Origin of the sequence: Bartonella sp. AP21QHHD, assembly GCF_042196205.1 — a bacterium.
Classification (GTDB): Bacteria; Pseudomonadota; Alphaproteobacteria; order Rhizobiales; family Rhizobiaceae; genus Bartonella.
Genome location: NZ_JBHIPT010000092.1, coordinates 37,330 through 55,157 on the forward strand (window position 1 = coordinate 37,330; position 17,828 = coordinate 55,157).

11 protein-coding genes, 1 tRNA gene and 2 pseudogenes are annotated in these 17,828 nt (G+C 34.9%); 9 read left to right on the forward strand and 5 right to left on the reverse strand.

The window, feature by feature from the left end; translation table 11 throughout:
* Positions 1–259: 259 nt before the first annotated feature.
* The gene (locus ACFIMC_RS05375) at positions 260–1,348 is read left to right on the forward strand and encodes a site-specific DNA-methyltransferase (RefSeq protein ID WP_375613050.1); all 1,089 of its coding nucleotides are present in this window, start codon (positions 260–262) and stop codon (positions 1,346–1,348) included.
* A 755-nt stretch (positions 1,349–2,103) separates the two neighbouring features.
* Here the strand turns inward: ACFIMC_RS05375 and mutY are convergent.
* Positions 2,104–3,162 carry an A/G-specific adenine glycosylase gene (gene mutY / locus ACFIMC_RS05380; protein WP_375613013.1) on the reverse strand — a complete coding sequence of 353 codons (1,059 nt, stop codon included), beginning with the start codon at positions 3,160–3,162 and terminating at the stop codon, positions 2,104–2,106.
* A 203-nt stretch (positions 3,163–3,365) separates the two neighbouring features.
* Here mutY and ACFIMC_RS05385 point away from each other — a divergent pair, with 203 nt between their 5' ends.
* The 4 genes from ACFIMC_RS05385 to ACFIMC_RS05400 all read left to right on the forward strand — a co-directional run bounded on the left by ACFIMC_RS05385 (position 3,366) and on the right by ACFIMC_RS05400 (position 9,110).
* Positions 3,366–3,866: a DUF721 domain-containing protein gene (locus tag ACFIMC_RS05385; protein ID WP_375611142.1), complete on the forward strand. Its 501-nt coding sequence runs from the start codon at positions 3,366–3,368 to the stop codon at positions 3,864–3,866.
* Positions 3,867–3,948: 82 nt separating this feature from the next.
* Complete coding sequence (locus ACFIMC_RS05390; RefSeq protein ID WP_375611143.1) at positions 3,949–4,605, forward strand: DsbA family protein; 657 nt, start codon at positions 3,949–3,951, stop codon at positions 4,603–4,605.
* Between the two features lie 174 nt (positions 4,606–4,779).
* Positions 4,780–7,446 (forward strand): pyruvate, phosphate dikinase, encoded by a 2,667-nt coding sequence (gene ppdK, locus ACFIMC_RS05395; protein ID WP_375680920.1) that lies wholly within the window; start codon positions 4,780–4,782, stop codon positions 7,444–7,446.
* A gap of 1,493 nt (positions 7,447–8,939) precedes the next feature.
* Complete coding sequence (locus ACFIMC_RS05400; RefSeq protein ID WP_375640278.1) at positions 8,940–9,110, forward strand: hypothetical protein; 171 nt, start codon at positions 8,940–8,942, stop codon at positions 9,108–9,110.
* 97 nt (positions 9,111–9,207) lie between these two features.
* On the opposite strand, the gene ACFIMC_RS05405 is transcribed toward ACFIMC_RS05400, so the two are convergent.
* Positions 9,208–10,041, reverse strand: a complete 834-nt coding sequence (locus ACFIMC_RS05405; RefSeq protein ID WP_375634277.1) for a peptidoglycan-binding protein — start codon at positions 10,039–10,041, stop codon at positions 9,208–9,210.
* A 1,053-nt stretch (positions 10,042–11,094) separates the two neighbouring features.
* Between ACFIMC_RS05405 and ACFIMC_RS05410 the strand changes: the two are divergent.
* Together ACFIMC_RS05410 and ACFIMC_RS05415 are read left to right on the forward strand one after the other, a co-directional pair.
* Positions 11,095–11,470 (forward strand): annotated as a pseudogene (locus ACFIMC_RS05410) (DUF5330 domain-containing protein).
* Positions 11,471–11,578: 108 nt separating this feature from the next.
* Positions 11,579–11,989: a SufE family protein gene (locus ACFIMC_RS05415; protein WP_375611146.1), complete on the forward strand. Its 411-nt coding sequence runs from the start codon at positions 11,579–11,581 to the stop codon at positions 11,987–11,989.
* Between the two features lie 98 nt (positions 11,990–12,087).
* On the opposite strand, the gene ACFIMC_RS05420 is transcribed toward ACFIMC_RS05415, so the two are convergent.
* On the reverse strand, positions 12,088–12,525 hold the full coding sequence (locus tag ACFIMC_RS05420) for a MucR family transcriptional regulator (protein WP_012754848.1): 438 nt from the start codon (positions 12,523–12,525) through the stop codon (positions 12,088–12,090).
* Between the two features lie 855 nt (positions 12,526–13,380).
* Here ACFIMC_RS05420 and ACFIMC_RS05425 point away from each other — a divergent pair.
* Positions 13,381–15,474 carry a S9 family peptidase gene (locus ACFIMC_RS05425; RefSeq protein WP_375672013.1) on the forward strand — a complete coding sequence of 698 codons (2,094 nt, stop codon included), beginning with the start codon at positions 13,381–13,383 and terminating at the stop codon, positions 15,472–15,474.
* An 82-nt stretch (positions 15,475–15,556) separates the two neighbouring features.
* Here the strand turns inward: ACFIMC_RS05425 and ACFIMC_RS05430 are convergent, their stop codons facing one another.
* On the reverse strand, positions 15,557–16,159 hold the full coding sequence (locus ACFIMC_RS05430) for a superoxide dismutase (RefSeq protein ID WP_375628283.1): 603 nt from the start codon (positions 16,157–16,159) through the stop codon (positions 15,557–15,559).
* Between the two features lie 872 nt (positions 16,160–17,031).
* Between ACFIMC_RS05430 and ACFIMC_RS05435 the strand changes: the two genes are divergently transcribed.
* A tRNA-Gln gene (locus ACFIMC_RS05435) sits at positions 17,032–17,106 on the forward strand.
* A gap of 82 nt (positions 17,107–17,188) precedes the next feature.
* On the opposite strand, the pseudogene ACFIMC_RS05440 reads toward ACFIMC_RS05435, so the two are convergent.
* A pseudogene (locus ACFIMC_RS05440) lies at positions 17,189–17,828 on the reverse strand (tyrosine-type recombinase/integrase); the annotation flags it as partial.

A 17,828-nucleotide genomic window follows, 5' to 3' on the forward strand; every position in this document is an offset into this window, starting at 1 on the left:
AAAGATATGGGAACAGTACATTGAAAAAAAGAAAATTAAGGTTTCATTCATATGAAAGTTTTTTTTTACTAAAAAAACAAAAACAATCATCAATTTTGTAGAACTTTAACGATACGTTTACGCTATTTTGTAAATATAGATTGGTAATGCGGGCCTATAAACTATTTTGGTTGATTATAGGGCAAATTCAGTTAATTTTGTTGGGTTTTTCATGACAGTTATTCAGCTTCAAAAAGATTTCCTTCGTACTCCCTCACAAATGCCATGGCGCAATAAAATTTTTAAAGGAGATTGTGTTTCCGTTTTAGAAAAACTTCCAAAACATTCTGTTGATATGATTTTTGCGGATCCACCCTATAATTTGCAATTGGATGGAGCTTTATACCGTCCAGATCATTCGCTTGTTGATGCGGTTGATGATGCATGGGATCAGTTTGAGAGTTTTGCTGCTTATGATGCTTTTACTCGTGCATGGTTGCTTGCTTGTCGTCGTGTATTAAAACCCAACGGAACACTTTGGGTTATCGGATCTTACCATAATATTTTTCGGGTTGGGACGGCATTACAAGATTTAGGTTTTTGGATGCTTAATGATATTATTTGGCGCAAGAATAATCCGATGCCTAATTTTCGAGGGCGCCGTTTTCAAAATGCTCATGAGACGCTTATTTGGGCCGTGCGAGATCAAAAAGATAAAAAGTACACATTTAATTATGATGCCTTAAAAGCGGCAAATGAAGATCTACAAATGCGTTCAGATTGGCTTTTCCCTCTCTGCACTGGAGCTGAACGTTTAAAGGATGATTCGGGGCGTAAATTACATCCAACACAAAAACCGCAAGCGTTATTAGCGCGTATTATTATGGCTTCTAGTAAACCTGGTGATGTTATTCTCGATCCGTTTTTTGGTTCGGGAACAACAGGTGCTGTTGCCAAGCTTTTAGGGCGTGATTTTGTTGGGATTGAACGCGAGCAAGATTACATCGATGCAGCATGTGAGAGAATTGCGGCGGTTCAACCTTTAGCGCAACCAGAACTAGCGATTTTGGATAGAAAAAAAGCAGAACCGCGCGTAGCATTCAACAGTTTGCTTGAAGCAGGTTTACTCTATCCTGGAGAAGTTCTGTATGATCGTAAGAAGCAAGTATCTGCTATTGTAAGAGCTGATGGTACGATTATGCATGGTGGTGAAGCGGGCTCAATTCACGCAATGGGAAGAAAGGCTCAAGATTCGCAGAGTTGTAATGGTTGGACCTTTTGGTATTATGAGGAAAATGGACGGTTGAAGTCCATAGATCATTTAAGAATGATCATACGTTCACAAATGTTAAAAACGGGTGTTTTATGAACTAAGCTGATCGCTTCATTCTATTGACCACCAATATACCTGATCTTGATTGAGATGGACGTGAGGGTGTTTTAGCCTTTCTTAGATGTTTTTTATTGACACACTAAATCTCGCTTGTAAGCGACAAGCGAGTATTTTATGCTTCTTTTAGAAGAAATTAAAATGAGAAATTTTCACTCTATGTTCTCATTTTAGTTCCAAAACAGTAAAATTTCAATATAAGCTTATAAAAATGAAATATCAGAATTAAAAGGTTCATTCAGAAGTTCAAAATTAAGTGCTTTTTTGAATACGTACATCTGTAAAGTGCATATAATATATTGATTATAAAGATAATTTAGCGCAACTCATATCGAATTGCCCTCGGAATATCGTCAAGTTTTCTTATTTCAAATTTGTTCCATATTGAATCGATGAAAATTATTTTCTTGCATGTCATAAACGGGGTTGGCGTGTGAATAAAAATTGTTAACGAAAGAACTAAAAGTACCTCTTATAATCCGTTTCACGTACCAAGGGATGTTGAGGGGGCTGGTAAATATAACGATGGTGCTAACTTGCTCCGTCATAAGCGAAAAAAGGATAGATCCTGAAATTTAAATCTAAAGCTTCTAAGCGTTTCTATCGCTCCTTAATTTTTGTCTGTAGAAAAAATTGGTTATTTCATTTTTTAAAATTTTTCTTTTACAGATTAATAAATGATCGCTAGAGATACAAAAGTCTCCATTAGAAAACATTTTTATGAATAGGGAAGGTTATTTAAATCTAAAAGAATTGGGAAGTGCTACGGAAATGGCTTTTTTCATAACAGTAGGTAATGCTTCTTCGGCAAGATGTTGAATGTTACACCACCAACCATTTTCACAATTCATTTCATGAACATCTTCGGTATAGTAAACATCAAGTTTTAGAGAAAAGTGAGTAAAAACATGCGTAATTTGTCCTTTGAATTGCCAATTGGCAGTAAAGGGTGCGTTTTGTAGCCCATTTTCGTTGTTTATGCCAATATTGTTAGGAATTTGGGTCATTCCACCAAGGAGCTTTTGCGTCTGTCGTTTTTCCAAATAAATTTGTCTCTTTTTATTAAGGACCACAAAAGCAATACCTGTTTTTGAAGGGCGTTCTTTTTTAGGGGCTTTAACTGGAAAAGACTCCGGTTGTTGCATCTTTTTTGCTTTGCATAAACATTGAAGAGGGCAGGTATAACAAGATGGTTTGCGTGGAGTACAAATTGTTGCTCCCAAATCCATCATTGCTTGAGCAAAGTCACCAGGACGATTTAAAGCAGTAATTTTTTGTGTTTTTTCTTTAATTTCAACTTTTGCTTTTTGCAATATTGAAGTGATAGCAAAAAGTCGCGCTACCACACGTTCGACATTACCATCAACCACTGCTACAGGGTGGTTAAAAGCAATCGCAGCAATGGCTGCGGCAGTATAATCTCCAATACCGGCTAGAGTTCGCAATTCTTTTACAGATTGTGGAAATTGTCCCGCGTAGTTTTCAACAAGCTGTCGCGCACATTTTTTAAGATTACGTGCGCGTGAATAATAACCAAGTCCAGCCCATGCTTTCATGATATCATCTTGGGAGGCTTTTGCTAAAGAGGAAAGATCAGGCCATAGTTTTAGAAACTTTTTAAAATAAGGCTTAACTGTTTCAACGGTTGTTTGTTGAAGCATGATTTCAGAAAGCCAAACTTGATAAGGATCAGGACGGATACCTTGTTTTTGCTTTTCGGGGGTAATCCGCCATGGAAGATGTCTGTGATTTTGATCGTACCAAGCAAGGAGGTGCGAAGAAATTTCATACATGATTGCTTTCAAGCATAGGGAGATATAAAATGCAAAAGAAAAAATTATTTATTTTGTAATTCATGTTTTTTGCTCTTTTATTGTCAAGGCTCTGGTGAGAAAAGGCTTTTTATTTTGTTGATATTTCATAAATTGAGGAGGCAACAATTTTTAGATGAAACAAATGATTTTAATTTAGTAAGCGCTTGAACAATGATCTAAAAATGAGAAAACAACTTAAAAAACGTATCTTTTATTCTCTTTCTGAGGCGGTATACAAAATACTTGATCCAGTTTTACGCAAACGGACAGGGCTTAATGTAGCGCTTATAGAACATTGGCCACAGATTGCGGGCTATGATATCAGTGAACATACAATGCCGCTTAAAATTATTTGGAAACGTCGTGCAGATCAAGATGAAGTTTTTCAGCCAGCAACACTTGTTGTCGCATGTGAAGGATTTGCTGCGTTAAAATTGATGCATGAAACAGAGGAATTACTTCATAGAATTAACGGATTTTTTGGCTACATTGCTATTGATCGCATCAAGATTGAGCAAAGGAGTATGTCGGTTTTTATGAATCACTTGCCTCTAAAACCGCCTTTGAGTGAACAAGACAAAAAATACGTGGAAAAAATGCTTGAAGGAATTGAAGATAAAAGTTTGCACCAAGCACTTTATCAACTTGGCTGTTGCATTTTTTTGGAAAAAAATAATAAATAGAAAGATATTTTATATATTTTTCTTTAATATATGAGAAAGCATAGGATTCCTATTCGTTAATAACAACAGAAAAGTATTATTTATGGTAAAATATCGTTCTTTTTTATCTTTCGGGATAATTTTTCTCTTCATAACGATTGTACAAAACAGTGTAACAGTTGCTTTAGCGCGTGATCCCAAATCAGTGGCGACTGTTGATATGGCAGAGCTTCTCCAATCGGGTAAAGTAAAGGATCGCTTTGAGGGAGAGGCGGATGCACCAGTCGTCATTGTTGAGTATGCTTCGTTGACATGTACCCATTGTGCGCATTTTTATAATGATATACTTCCCCAAATTCGTAAAAAATATATCAAAACAGGAAAAGTAAAACTTATTTTCCGAGAATATGCTTTTGATCCTCGGGCAACAGCAGGTTTTATGTTGGCACGGTGTGCACCGGAAGATCGCTATTTTCCTTTGATAGAAGTTTTATTTCAAAAACAAAATGAATGGGCTTTCGGAAAAAATGCTCTAACACCATTGAAGAAAATTGGCTTAATGGCTGGTTTTACAGATGAAAGTTTTACTGCGTGTTTGAAAAATCAGTCCATTTTAGATGAAGTAAATGCATCTTTTGAACGCGGTAAAGAGCTTGGTGTCACAGCAACACCTACTTTCTTTATTAATGGTAGTAAATATGAAGGTGCCATGAAAGTAGAAGAATTTTTTTCGGTGATTGATAGTTTTCTAAAAAACTGAATCTTAATCTTCCAGAAGATGGATAGTGATACTTTTGGTCATTATCTCTTTTGGAAGGATTAATATTATGCATTTATGAAGCGATATCGTTGAGCCAATTTTGAATCAAATCATTGCTTTTAAGTGAGCCTAGGTTGAATGATGTTTTGAAGCTGATATGGGAGGATTTGTACAGTGAAAAAATGGGTTTATAGTTTTGGAGATGGAAAGGCAGAAGGAAGTGCAAGTGAGCGTAACCTTCTCGGAGGTAAAGGGGCTAATTTGGCAGAAATGAGTAATCTTGGTTTGCCCGTACCACCCGGATTTACGCTGACAACAGAAGTTTGTAATTTTTATTATGCCCATGACAAATCATATCCAGAAGAGCTACAGGAATCTGTTAAGCAAGCACTAAGATACGTTGCTGAACAAACAGGACGTGAATTTGGGAATGAACAAAGACCACTTTTGCTGTCTGTTCGTTCAGGGGCTAGGGCTTCTATGCCAGGGATGATGGATACAGTGCTGAACCTTGGCATGAATGATAAAACTGTAAAAGCAATTGCTTTAAAAGCCAATAATGAACGTTTTGCTTATGATAGTTATCGGCGTTTTATCCAAATGTATTCTAACGTTGTTTTGGGGCTAGACCATTCGTATTTTGAAGAGATTCTTGATGAAGTAAAAGCATGCAATGGTTACACTATTGATACAGAAATGACAGCAGATGATTGGAAGAATGTTATTATTTCTTATAAAGCCTATGTTGAAGAAAAATTAGGAACCCCTTTTCCACAAGATCCTGAACAACAGTTATGGGGGGCGATTGGAGCCGTTTTTTCAAGTTGGATGACAGCACGTGCAGTTACTTATCGCCGTTTACATAGCATTCCTGAAAGTTGGGGAACGGCAGTTAATGTGCAAGCTATGGTTTTTGGTAACATGGGAGAAGATTCGGCAACGGGCGTTGCTTTTACACGCAATCCATCGACAGGGAAAAAAGAACTTTATGGTGAGTTTTTAGTTAATGCGCAAGGGGAAGATGTTGTGGCGGGCATTCGAACGCCTCAAAATATTACAGAAAATGCGCGTATTGTTTCTGGTTCAAATAGACCGTCGTTAGAAAAAATTATGCCTGAGGCTTTTTTGAAATTATGTCAGATTGCGCAGAATCTTGAGCAGCATTATCGGGATATGCAAGATCTCGAATTTACCATTGAAAAAGGTAAATTATGGATGCTTCAGACTCGTTCAGGAAAACGCACGGCTCGTGCGGCTCTCAAGATGGCAATTGAAATGGTTGAGGAGGGGTTAATAAACCGTGAAGAGGCTGTGATGCGTATTGATGCAAAGTCGCTTGACCAACTTTTGCATCCAACACTTGATCCCAAAGCAGAACGTTTTGTTATAGGACGTGGTTTACCTGCTTCTCCTGGAGCCGCAACTGGTGAAATTGTTTTTACTTCAGAAGAGGCAGAAACTGTGTCGGCGGAAGGTCGCAAAGTTATTTTGGTCCGGGTAGAAACAAGCCCAGAAGATATTCATGGTATGCATGCTGCAGAAGGAATTTTAACAACGCGTGGCGGTATGACAAGTCACGCTGCTGTTGTTGCGCGGGGGATGGGAAAACCATGTATTTCTGGTGCTGGCAGTGTGCGGATTGATTATAACACAAATACGTTGTTTGCCTCAGGAGAAAGCCTAAAAAAAGGTGATGTTATCACAATTGATGGTGGAAGTGGAGAAATTTTCAAAGGGAAAGTTGCAATGTTGCAGCCTCAGCTTTGCGGAGACTTTGCAAAATTAATGGAATGGGCTGATGGGATGCGACGTATAAGAGTTCGCGCTAATGCTGATACACCATCTGATGCCCGTATGGGACGCTCTTTTGGGGCTGAAGGTATAGGTCTTTGCCGTACGGAGCATATGTTTTTTTCTGATGAACGTATCGTTGCCATGCGTGAAATGATTTTAAGTCATGATGAAAGTGGTCGTCGTAAAGCACTAGATAAGCTTTTGCCAATGCAGCGTTCAGATTTTAGTGAATTATTTGAAATTATGTGTGGTTTACCTGTTACTATCCGCTTGCTAGATCCACCATTACATGAATTTTTGCCTAAAACGAAAGCAGAAATTCTTGATGTTGCAACAGCTATGGGTGTTTCTGCTGAAGTGCTTGCTGAACGCACTCAGCAGTTGCACGAATTTAATCCTATGCTTGGATTACGAGGATGCCGTTTAGCTATTACTTATCCTGAAATTGCAGAAATGCAAGCGCGGGCGATTTTTGAAGCAGCAGCAGAAGCTGCCCAAAAATCTGGATCTCCTGTTATGCTTGAAATTATGGTGCCACTGGTTGCGCTTAAATCTGAACTCGATTTTGTGAAAGCGCGTATTGATCAGGTTGCTGAGGAAGTGATGAAAGAAAAGGGAAGCACTATTCAATATATGGTTGGGACGATGATTGAACTTCCAAGAGCGGCGCTTCGAGCAGATGAAATTGCTGAAACTGCTGAATTTTTTTCATTTGGAACAAACGATTTGACACAAACTACTTTTGGGATTTCCCGTGATGATGCAGCTCCTTTTTTGGCAACCTATTTTCAAAAAGGTCTTTTAGAGCAAGATCCTTTTGTGTCTATTGACCGTGATGGAGTAGGGGAACTTATTACCATTGCTGCACAGCGTGGACGCTCAAAGTGTGCAAAAATAAAATTGGGAATTTGCGGTGAACATGGAGGCGATCCTGCCTCTATTGCTTTATGCGAAGAAAATAACCTAGATTATGTTTCGTGTTCTCCTTTTCGAGTGCCAATTGCTCGTTTAGCAGCAGCTCAGGCCGCAATAGCAAAAAGGATGTAATGGGTTAATATTTTTTGTTGTATCGTTATTACTGAAATAAATTTTTATATATTCTTTTATTTTCTTTAATAAAGGGAATAAAAATGCTTCTAAAATGCACGATAAGTTGTGTTACGCGAGAAAGTGTTTTTTTTAGAGGTTTATGAGAGAAAATATAAAGCACAGGATAGACAAAGATGTATTATTAATACTACTTTCTATTGGCGAACCTCTTGATAGAGAGAAACGTGTTATTGTGCAGTCAATTTATGCGTTTGCTTTTTTATAGGGGAATGAGCTCCTCACGCAAAATAGAATGCTCCAAACAAATGCATTTTTTTTGCGCATCATGCTGTTTGAGATAGACATTTCTCAATGGATGCCCCATTTTACATTGATATTCGTGGAATGGGGATTATGTAAAACTCCCCGTAAGTTTATAAAAATCTTCCCAAAATTTATAAACTCCATTATGCACTCCCATCTTTACATTTATAAAGGAATATCAAAGTTACACAATCTATTGATTTATAAAGATAATTTTTTATTTCTCATATTGAATGAAAGCTGTAAATATCATAAGATCTTCTTATTTCGACTTCTTTTATAATGAATCAATCAAAACCATGTTTTTTGTATGTTACAGGCGGGATGAGCGTCTGTAGATAAAAAAATAAAGCAAGGATATGCCTCTTATGAAACGTCTCAAGTGTCAAGAGCTGTCACAAATTGAAGGTAGGTATAGTGTGTAATGGTGCCGGCTTGCTTCTTGACAAAAAGCGTAAAGATGATGCGCGGCGCGTGCAGTGGGACTACTATTATTATTCATGGGCGTTGTTGCGAAGTGGTTTTAGGTGCTTTAGAGATGTTTTTTAAGAAAGCCCGTGAATGGCAATCCAAGTATATTCCGTTTGGGACATTTTGTTTTAGGTGAGGGGGAGTGAGACCAAAAAGACATGTGATAAAGTAAGAGCATGAGGCAATAGGTAATTTCCGTTATTTTAAAGATATTGCTTTAGATGTCTTTGAAAGGCGTAAAGCTGAATTAAAAGGAAATGACAAAGATGAAAACTGGTTTTTACCTTAACTTTTCATATTTTTCCCAAATTAGGCTGTTTTCCTGTTTTAAGAGATTATACAAACAGAGATGCGTAATATTCTTGCCTCCATTTGGCATATAAAAGCTATAACAGCTGAGAGAAGTACTAAACTGTCTTAACATTTTTTTCAAACATACTGCTGCGGTAAGTTTGGATGTTGATTTATAGGCAATACTAAACGCACACGCTCTCTTAAGAAGACAATGTCATAAAACACATAACTTTCCAGCAATAGATTAGAGAGAAGTGCCGGTTTTTTATCAGACACTTTGCAAAACAACAACCATAACACAATTAGCTTTACGTCTATTTATCCTTACAGGTGTTTGCACAAATTCTTTGCATCATATTTATAAAGATCAAATTGACGATAATATATGGACAATTCGTGGTTCGATAATATGAAAGGTTTACATGATACTACAAAAATTTCGTGTCCTTTTATCATCAGAGGCAATAAAAATGCTAGAACAAGCGCGTTTGCTATTTTGCAATATTCTTTTTTCTGCAATCGGTTGTGGTTTTTTTGAAGCAAATTATACGGCTCAATATGTAATGTGTAAGAAAACCATTCTGATTGATTGAATATAAGAGGGCTTGAGATGAAGGAATGTTTGAGGGGAGCATTAAACAAACGAAAGATGAATTATCATTATAAATTAAGAGATTATTATGATTAGCTTCAATTTAATAAACCAATTTCACGCATTTTCATTAAAATTGTGTGATTAATTTTACCTGTTACAGGAAGATCAAATATTTTTTGAAACTGTTTTAAGGCTTCTATCGTCTTTTGATCTTCTATTCCTGTGACAATAACCTCCTCATTCCCAAAAATATGTAAAGCTTTTTGCACTTGTATAATATCTTCAACAGAAGGCTCTAAAATAGCTTCTTTTAAGTGTGTCATATTTTTTGTATTGTTTGTTTCTATTTCGCTTTGCTTAATTAATATCGCGATTTCATCTGCTGCGGGATTAGATAGAACATTCTTTTGCATTCTCTGAGCAGTTTGCTGTTTCCATAAAGTGATGGCTCGGCGTGTTTTAGGTCCTTCCAGTCCATCTAATGGACCATCATAAAATCCTAATTTTGCTAGTTCTTTTTGCTTTTCCAGCATGCTTGCTGATTGAGAGGGTAAAGGTGAATTTGTGTGGTTATGACTTTGAGAATGTACAGAAGCTACACGGGAGAGTTCTTGTGATTTTTCTTCTTTTTCCGATAAATTAGAGCTCTTACCTATACTTTGAACAGAGGAAAATTTCATTTGAGTTAAAATATTTTGATGCGTTGTCATTTGCGAAAATAAAGCATTAAATGAAATAAATAAAAAACTAATGCTAAAAAGAAGAAATCCAACAAAAAATAAAGTATTTTTTCGTGTATAGAAATAAAGAGTTTTTGCACTCCAAAAAATAAAATGAAAAGTTATAAGAAGAAGTGTTATAACAATACTACTGTAGTATTTACGGTGTTTTACAGTTTTTTTTCGGTATGTCTTTCGTTTTGTTGCCATTACTTTTATTTTCAGTTGCGTTTATTTTTTACAAAGAAACAAATATAAATTAGGAAACGAATATAAATCAGTTCTTACTTCCAGCCAGAGAGAAATGCATTGACATTATTGATTTTTCCTTTCAAACTCCTAGAATGAGCAGCTTCATTATATCAATTTATAAGTTGATAAATCAATAAGAGTTCTTACCAACTTTTATTCATTTCATTTTTTACAAATCTTTAATGTGTATAAAGAGAGTACCAAATGATTAGCATTCAAGATCATTTTGGTGTTTGCAAACTGCATTATCACATATAATTATCTAAACAATAATGCCACGTTATTCTTCATTTTGTGGCATATGTTTGCCTATTATTTAAAATAAAATTGAAAATATTTGCCTATAACGCTAAAAAGATGACAATCGTTATCTATTCTTTATAATTTACATATAGATGGTTACTGATCCATAAACGGTTTGGTAAGAATAATTATCTCTTAATATTATTATATTTTTGTATAAATTCCTTCTATTAAATAATTTTCATAAGTATCAATTAAATTGATGTTTACAATGTTATAGAAAAAAACTGGCTTGAGATGTAATCATAAGAGATGCAGTTATTTTTTTGATGTTTTTATCGACATGTTGACCATTTTCATAACATTCCAGTAAAAATTTTATAGATAATATAAATATTTTATCGACACTATAGTCAGAATAACAGAATTTTACTCTTTTTAGCCTTTTCAACTAAGCTAATATGGTGGACTATTATTTAAAATAATTATGTACACAACATGATTATCTCTCTCATTTTTTATCATAGTATGTTCATTAACATGACCAGCTTGTAAGTGTATAATTTTGATGTTAATTTTTTACTGAATAGACAATGTATCCCATTTTATACAGCGGAATTGTGCCATATTTATAAAAAAGCCAATGATATAGATCCAATACATGAATACTCAATTTTATAAAAAGCACATTTTATAAATTGTTTATAAAGCAACAGTGTATAAAATGTTTCTTTTATTGTATTTACCACTGCGGTACATTGATTATCCATGATACGTTTTTTAATCAAATTATCATTTTTTTTATTTTTTATTTTTGTCATTATTTCATTTTTTGTAGCAGATCCAAGCAGTAACCATTCTTCTAGCCCCCAAAATAATGAGACAACAACGAGCGATGTGATTATTGCTTTTAAGGAAGCCTTAAATGACTTAGGCGCATTTTGTGACCGTAATATAAAAACCTGCAAAGTAGGAAAATCCTTTTTAAGTTCACTTGGCGAGCGCGCATATTACGGTGCAAGAGCTGCTTATGAATATTTAGGGAACATATTAGGAAACAAAAATGATATCAGAGACTTCCCCTAATGTTTCTTACAAAATCGAAATACAAGAGTTCTTACAAAACCATGCAATGTTATCTTGAAATAAGGATTTTTAACGTTCTTCGTGTTATTTATGTTAGGAAGAATAAATATTTATTTTTTATAAGTGTATTCAAGAATGATTATTCAAACGAAACAGGACTAAAATAATGGCGGAAACAATCGGTAATATTATAGAGAACTTTTCGCTTTTGGATAATTGGGAAGATCGTTATCGTTATGTCATCGAGCTTGGCTATGAATTGCCACCTTTTCCAGAAAGCGCTCGAAACGATGCTCACAAAGTTCCTGGTTGTGTTAGCCAAGTGTGGCTTCTATCTTCACGTAATAACTCAAAAGATCCAATATTGACGTTTCAAGGTGATTCCGATGCTCATATTGTGCGTGGACTCATTTACATACTTCTTGCTTTTTATTCAGGCAAAAAAGCTTCTGAAATTCGCAATTCTGATGCTCAAGAGCTCTTTGAAAAACTTGGTTTAAATGAAAATCTTACACCACAACGATCAAATGGTTTGAAATCAATGATTAAACGGATTCGTAACGAAAGCTATATGTAATCCCCTTGGTAGAAATTGCTATATATACAAAAGCTTCACACAAAACATGTATACTAAAATCAACTTTATGCACGAAACCATTTTTTCGCAAAATAAGATTATTTAGTTTTTTTCCGTTTGCTTTTGCGTCCAAGCCCCATTTCTTTGGCCAAAGCCGATCGTGTTTTTGCATAATTAGGCGCCACCATAGGGTAAGAACTATCTAACTGCCATTTTTCACGATATTCCTCTGGCAACATTCCATAATGTGTCATGAGATGACGCTTTAGAGATTTAAACTTCTTTCCATCTTCAAGGCAAATGAGATAATCAGGAAATACTGAACGCTTCGGATTAACGGCAGGCCTTTGTTTTTCAACTTCGACTTCTGTTAACTCTAGATTCCCTGCTTTACGAAAAGCAGCATGGACATCAGCAATTAAACTTGGCACTTCAGTCGGTCGAATAGAATTATTACTCACGTAGGCAGCAACAATATCAGCAACCAATGTAATAACTAAATTGCTTTCAGTCTCTAAGACTGCACGATGTTCCATTCTTGTTTCCTTTAATTTAAAATTGAGTAATTCAAAATCGAGATATAGTGCATATACTCATGATATAAAGATCTCATGCACATGAGTTTCATATTGTACAAAAATCTTTTTTGTCAATTCAATTATTCTATAAAATTGCCAAAACACAAAAAAATCAAATAAATACCTATTTTTTGTCATAATATACAATAAGAAAAACGAAATTATTACATGCTAAAATATATTTTTACCCTATAACATATCATACATAATATATAATACATCACAAATATAAAAAAATATATGATAAAATTTATTTATTTTTTTTGAGAACGTAAAAATAAAATTACTAATTATAAAAATATAATATATAAATTATTATATTTTGTTTTGAATACTTATAGTTTAGTAAGTTTATGTTTAATAAGTTTTAAATTTGTTTTTATTATTTATATTTATAAAATTTAATAATAAAAAACATGATATATTATAAATATGACATAATAGTATTATTTATAATATAAAACTATTCATTAAAAGGAGATAGGACATTTTTATTTTTTATACAGTAATAATAATATTTTAGATATATTTATTCCTTTCTGTAAAATTATGCGATTATACTGTTTCAAAAAAAATCAATTCTTTTTCTAATAGTTTAATTGTTTTACCAGTCACTTTCATTATAAAAGTGGTGTTATATCCCTAGAAAACAATAGCTGTGATATGTAATGAACAGAAAGGTATTAGTTTTAAAAATTATCATGGTGCTATTTTTGCAAGTGAATAGAACTTATAGGTTTTTACACTTGCATCAATCATTGTGATTCTAACATATAAACGAAGCTATTAACATATTTTAATATAGGATTATGTATGACTCGCACTTTTGCAATTCCTCCCAAAGCATCTAGAATCACTCATAAGGAAATATATCATGGTATTTTTCGTGATGATCCCTATCATTGGCTACGTGCGTCTAACTGGCAAGATGTTTTTAAAGATCCTAACTGTCTTGATCCCAATATTCGACATTATCTTGAAAAAGAAAATGCTTATCAATCAGCTCAAATGGCTGATACAAAACCATTACGAGATTTGCTTTTTACCGAAATGAAAAACAGGATCCAAGAGAATGATAGTTCTGTTCCTATAAAACATGGCCCTTTTGCTTACGGATTCTCTTATGTTACCGGAGGCCAACAACCACATTATTTTCGGACACCAAGGAATGGCGGAGAAAAAAACGTGTACCTTAATGGTGATGTCTTGGCAGAAGGCAAAGAATATTTTAAATTTGGTTCAGTTCAAGAATCTCCTGACCATACACATGTGGTATGGACCTATGATGACAAAGGATCAGAGTTCTATACAGCTAAAATTCGTAATTTTGAGACATTATCTGACTGTACGGACATAATTACTGATACATCTGGTCAAATTGTATGGGATGCTAGGTCTGAAGGTTTTTTCTATACTAAGATGGATAAAAACCACCGACCTTCAGAGCTCTATTATCACCAATTAAACACAGATCAATCACAAGATAAGCTTATTTTTCGTGAAGACAATCCAGGTTTTTTCTTAGATGTAAGCGGTTCTAAGCTTAATGATGTTATTTATATTAATATTCATGATCATGAAACATCCGAGATCTGGTTAATTCCTGCTGAGGCGCCTTTTACTGTTCCCCAATGTGTACGGAAACGACAAAAAGGTATTGAATATTTACTTACAGAGGGTGGTGATGTCTTTTATATTCTAACCAATTTAGATAATGCAAAAGATTTCAAAATTATGGTAGCGCCATATACATCTCCACAATCAGAAAATTGGTCTGAGTTTATCCCACATCAGCTTGGGTGCCTAATATTATCCCATGATGCTTATCAAGATTTTCTTGTCTGGATCGAACGTTTTGAGGGGCTTCCACGTATAAAAGTAATGGAACGTACCACTAAACAAGTTAATTCCATCGCTTTTACTGAAGAGGCTTATTCTTTAGGTCTGCAAGGAGTTGCAGAATATAACAGTCCAACTATTCGTTTTTCCTATTCGTCTATGACAACACCTGATCAAGTGTTTGATTATGAGATGAAAAATTGTAAACGAATGCTTTTAAAAACGCAAATAATTCCCTCTGGGCATAATAAAGATGCATATGTAACACGACGGATTACAGCAATAGCAGACGATGGTGAGAAGATTCCTATTTCACTTTTTTACCACAAAAACACTCTCCTTGATGGTGGTGCGCCTTGTCTGCTTTACGGTTATGGTGCTTATGGGATCTCTATTCCTGCCAGTTTCAATAGTAATGTACTTTCTCTAGTAAACAGAGGTTTTATTTACGCGATTGCTCATATTCGCGGAGGAAAAGAAAAGGGAGTAGAGTGGTATGAGAAAGGAAAGCATCTCTTTAAGCACAATACATTTACAGATTTTATTGCTTGTGGGCGTTACCTTGTAAACAATAAATTCACTTCTCACGACCGGCTGATTGCTCATGGTGGTTCAGCAGGGGGGATGTTGATGGGAGCCATTGCCAATATAGCTCCACAGGATTTTGCTGGGATCGTAGCAAATGTGCCTTTTGTTGATGTCTTAGCGACAATGTTAGATGCTTCATTGCCACTCACTCCTCCAGAATGGGCCGAATGGGGGAATCCTCTTGAATCAGAAGAAGATTATAAGCTTATTGCTTCCTATTCCCCTTACGATAATGTCAAAGCTCAAAACTATCCCCCTATACTTGTGATGGCAGGATTAACAGATCCTCGTGTAACTTACTGGGAGCCTGCAAAATGGGTGGCAAAATTACGAGACCTAAAAACAGACGATAATGCAATTTTATTACGTATTAATATGGATTCAGGGCACGCTGGTGCAGCTGGACGTTTTTCAAAGCTAGAAGAAGTTGCCTATATCTATGCATATATTCTAAAGATAGCAGGAAAAGACTTTTGCTAATCCATAATATTTTGGTATGAAAGTCTCCGATAATTTATTGGATTATAGGGACTTTCATACACTAAAAAATTATTGAGACAGTTTAAAATTCACATTCTTCATAAAGTTTCAAAACATAGTCCCAATTAATTAAATGGTCTACAAAGGCTTCGAGGTACTTCGGTCGAGTATTGCGATAATCAATGTAATAGGAATGTTCCCACACATCGACACCCAAAATAGGGTGAGCATTGTGAATTAAGGGATTTTCGCCATTAGGCGTTTTCATAATTTCAAGCTTGCCATCTTTAACAGCAACCCACGCCCATCCAGAACCAAATTGGGCACTAGCAGCAGCAATAAAATCAGCGCGGAATTTGTCGTAACCACCTAGATCAGCGTCAATAGCTTTTGCTAACTTTTCAGGAAGTTTTTGGCCACCACCATTTTTTTTCATCCAAAGCCAAAAGTGGTTATGATTGTAATACTGCGCTGCATTATTAAACAAACCAATATTTTTTCCAAAACTTTTTTTAACAATATCTTCAAGGCTTTCATTTTCTAAGCCTAACTCTTTCACAAAATTATTGGTGTTGGTAAGATAAGCGAGGTGATGCTTATCATGATGATATTCAAGCGTTTCGCGTGACATATAAGGCGAAAGGGCATCGTAATCATAAGGCAACGGGGGCAATTCAAAAGCCATTTAAAAATCTCCTCGATTCTAATTGTTAAGCTTATTTCATAAGCCTAATTTGCCATTTACCGCATTTAAAAGCAAATGTTGAATACCTAGTTTGTATGAAATAGTTTTAATGTCTCTCTTTTTGTAAAAGAAGCTTTTAGGAAATGTATATTCATCAATCAAAAAGGATATTGGTCTACATAAAGATTGCTTCTGAAGATTTTTTACATCTATGAGTGGGTAATAAATATCATTATCTTTTGAATAAAAAGTAAATGGAAATAGCTATTATTCCTTGTTTTTGTATCTCTATTTTTTCAAATACCATATAAAATGTTTTTAATTTTTGCAAAACTCTTCCAGTTTATGGGTGTATCATAATGTTTTCAACAGAATAATAAGTGTTATTTTTTAGGAAATATTTTTCAATGTGCTTGATTTTATTTTATGGTGCTACCCATGAATAATATAATGTAAAAATTAGTGGACATTACCATCTTTATGCTTAATGCAAGAGCACAGCAGCACTATCATACACTTACCGGTTGCCAATGTGGAGACAGTTTTTTTTAATTGAGCAAGATGGGATTTTAATATATCAAGAAAAGTAAATCATATGCAAATTTATTAGATACATGAGTAAACTGCAAGATTTTCATTTTCTGTTCCTAGAAAATCAATACAAAGAGCAAAATAATTGATGGATAAATGGTTCCTACTTATGTTAAAATCACAACTGTATATCAGTTTCTGCTACGAATTTGTATCGATGGCAATGCCATACAAGACTCAGAAATTTTATGATAAAAAAGTAAGGTCTTTGATTTTCAAATATTGCGTTCAATCACAGGAATCGCTATAAGGTGCAGGAGTCGCTATAAAGCGTGTTTTTTTGGGGTATAGCCAAGCGGTAAGGCACCGGTTTTTGGTACCGGCATTCCCTGGTTCGAATCCAGGTACCCCAGCCAATATTTAATTAAATCAATAGGTTATATAAAAGTTCGGGAATTTTGATTCCGTTGATTCTTTTAACTTATTTTCCACCTATCCCTAACTTTTTTGAAGTTTTTTGATTGCTTCTATTGCAAGTCGTTTTCTATTGGCTGTTTTGGTATAAAGGGATGCCATTTTATCTTCTGTCCAGCCAAAAAGCGCTTTCATTTGCGAAACTGTCGCACCAGCATTTGCTGCACGTGTTGCTGCTAATTTTCGCAATCCATGCGCTGATTTTTTAATACCTGCTGCATTACAAGCTTTACGAAACAGATTACCAAAACTTTCTTTGGTCAGTTTTTTACCTTCTTTACCGCAGATAAATGTTTCATCTCCAATAGGTCAAATTTTAAGTGTTTCTGCGAGTTCTGGCAAAATCGGGAGAAAAACATCTGTTTTAAATTGGCTCTTTTCTGTTTTTAAATGAATAATATTATCTGTTGTGATATCTTTTCAGCCGATACGAACGGCATCACCACGACGTAAACCTGTATACAAAAGGACGTCAATCCATACATGTTCATGCGTTCCTAGCATCCAGCGATGATAATATTTGTCAATATCTTCTTCTAACCATGGTATGAACCCTTCTGCGTTAAAGGATTTTGGCGGCTTTATATTAAAAGCAGGATTTCTATTTAAAAGGGCATTATCAACCGCCCAATTAAAGAGACCGTTTAAAGAGGTCAAAAAATGT